The organism is Microbacterium sp. (genome assembly GCF_031988965.1).
GTDB lineage: Bacteria > Actinomycetota > Actinomycetes > Actinomycetales > Microbacteriaceae > Microbacterium.
This window is the reverse complement of the sequence record NZ_DALZXX010000124.1, coordinates 6,016-8,514: the sequence shown is the minus strand read 5'-3', so window position 1 is coordinate 8,514 and position 2,499 is coordinate 6,016. Positions and strand designations below refer to the sequence as shown.

3 protein-coding genes are annotated in these 2,499 nt (G+C 70.2%); 1 reads left to right on the top strand and 2 read right to left on the bottom strand.

Going from position 1 to position 2,499, the window contains the following annotated elements:
* Window positions 1-759 (bottom strand): phosphonate ABC transporter ATP-binding protein (locus RTM68_RS15070; protein ID WP_312172432.1); only part of this gene is annotated, 759 nt, incomplete at its 3' end.
* Window positions 756-1,658, bottom strand: a complete 903-nt coding sequence (phnD, locus tag RTM68_RS15065; RefSeq protein WP_312172430.1) for a phosphate/phosphite/phosphonate ABC transporter substrate-binding protein — start codon at window positions 1,656-1,658, stop codon at window positions 756-758. The genes RTM68_RS15070 and phnD, both read right to left, overlap by 4 nt.
* A 300-nt stretch (window positions 1,659-1,958) precedes the next feature.
* Between phnD and RTM68_RS15060 the strand changes: the two genes are divergently transcribed.
* Window positions 1,959-2,309 (top strand): TraR/DksA family transcriptional regulator, encoded by a 351-nt coding sequence (locus RTM68_RS15060; RefSeq protein WP_312172428.1) that lies wholly within the window; start codon window positions 1,959-1,961, stop codon window positions 2,307-2,309.
* The last annotated feature ends 190 nt before the right edge of the window (window positions 2,310-2,499 follow it).

Sequence of the window (2,499 nt, the reverse complement as noted above, 5' to 3'; positions counted from 1 at the left end):
CCCGTGCCGCAGGCCGATGATGCGGTCGCTGTGCGCGAGCGCGAGCGGCAGCACGTGCAGGCTGACGAGCACCGGGATGCCGTCTTCGGTGGCGATCTCGCGCAGCAGGTCGAGCACGCTGTCGGCGAGCTTCGGATCGAGCGAGGCGACGGGCTCATCGGCCAGGATCACCTGGGGCCGCTGCATGAGCGCCCGGGCGATCGCGACCCGCTGCTGCTGTCCACCCGAGAGCGAGCGGGCGGGCTCGCCGGCCTTGTGGGCGATGCCGACCCGGTCGAGCAGCTCGAGCGCGCGACGACGGTGCGCGCTCGAGAAGCCGCCGATCATGTTGATCGGTCCGGCCCCGTGCAGGGCGCCGGTGAGCACGTTGGTCAGCACACTCAATCGCGGAATGAGGTTGAACTGCTGGAACACCTGCCCGACGTCCGAGCGCAGGGTGCGCAGCTCGCCACGCGCGAGGTTCGTGACGTCGTGGCCGGCGACCCGCACCGAGCCCGCCGAGATCGGCGCGAACCCGGTGAGGCTGCGCATCAGGGTGGACTTGCCCGACCCCGAGGCTCCGAGCAGCGCGACCATCTCGCCCGGGAACAGGTCGAGGTCGACGCCGTCGAGCACCGTCGTCGTGTCGTACGCGACGCTGAGGTCGCGCACGGTCACGAGCGGCAGGGACTGACGGATCTCGGCAGTGGGGGTTCGCATGGCCGAGTCGACGAGGGCGGATGCTGCGGCATCCGCCCTCGTGGGTGCGTGACTCGTCACTTCAGGTCCTTGAGCTCGACGCCGGCGACCGCGGCGATCTCGGCGAAGGACTCGAACGACGAGGACTCGGGGTCGGCGGTCTGCTCGGCGGCGGCGAAGGCGCCGTAGGCACCGAGGCGCTCGGCGTTCTCGGGCGAGAAGACCTCGGCGATGCCGTCCTGGATGATCGTGCGCGTCTCGGCATCCAGCGACTGGCGTCCGAGCACCGCGCCCTGGATGTCCATGGCCGGGCTCTCGCCCACCGCGCGCCACTCGCCGTCGGCGAACGGGAACATCGGCGCACCGAGCTCGGTCAGCATGACGGCGGTGCAGGCGGCATCCACCTGCCCCTGCTCGAGCGCCGCGAAGCTGCCCTCGTGTCCACCCGCGAAGATCGCCTCGTAGTCGGTGCCCTGTTCGAGACCCGCCTCGTGCAGCATGTACACCGGCATGAAGTAGCCCGAGCTCGAGGCCTGGTCGGCGAACGCGACGGTCTTGCCCTCGAGGTCCTCGACGGTCTGGATCGGCGAATCGTTCAGCACGACGCAGGTCGAGACGGGCTTGCCGTCGCCCTGGAAGGCGACGAGTGCGTCGACCTCGCCCGTGTTCACGGCGAGCGCCGAGGGGAAGCCGCTCATGATGCCGATGTCGACGTGGTCGGCGCGGATGGCCTCGACGACGCTCAGGTAGTCGGGCACGTCGGTGATCTCGACGTCACGACCCGTCGCCTCTTCGAGGAGCTCGGCGAAGACCTCGACGGGGTTCTCGGCCGTGGGGTCATCGCCGACCGGAAGGGTCGCGATCGTGATCGGAGCGTTCGGATCGGCAGGAGCCGCTTCGGCGGACGGGCTCTGGCAGCCGGTCAGGGCGAGTGCGGCGACGCCGAGGAGGCCGACGGCGGGCAGGGTGAAGCGGCGCATGATGACCTTTCGGGAGGTGACGTTCCCGAATTCCGAGAACAGGAGTATTCCAACTCGCGAAGGTGACGGGCAATTACGAGACCGCCGTACTCGAAACGGAACGCTGGATGAACGGCTGGTGACGGCGGTCGGGGTGCGTCGTTGCGACTCGCCCCCGGGCACGGCTTCGGAGTCGAGGTCGAACACGCCGACGGATGCCGGGGCAGAGGCCGCGAGTCGGTGACGGCATCCGAAGCCGTGCCCGGGGAGCGGGGGCGGGGGACCGGGCGGGATGTCGGTGGGCGGGCCTAGAGTGTGCGGATGACCTCGGATGCTCGTGCACTCCTCGAGCGCCTGCGCGCGCAGGCGAGCGATCGCGTCGCGTCGACCGCGGCGACTCTCGCCGAGCTCACCCACGATCGCGAAGGCTCGAACGACGACGACGAGCACGACCCCGAGGGCGTCACGCTGTCGTCGGAGTGGTCACGCCTGACCGGGCTCGCCGAGGCGGCAGCATCCGAACTGCAGCAGGTCGACGACGCGATCGCCCGACTGGATGCCGGCACCTACGGCGTCTGTGCGCACTGCGGCCGACCGATTCCCGCCGCTCGCCTCGAGGTGCGCCCGTTCGCCACGCACTGCGTCGCGTGTGCCGAGAAGCTCGGCCACTGAGGGCCGAAGTCCTCGTTCGGACACCTCCCCGCCGAATCGGCCCGGGCACAGCTTCGGAGCTGACGACTCGACACGCCCCGCAGCCGTTCGAACGACCGGCGTGTCGGATGCAGGATCCGAACCTCTGCCCGGCCCTCCCCCCTCACCAGAAGAAGATCGTCACCACGGCGAAGACGAGACCGAGCGCGGC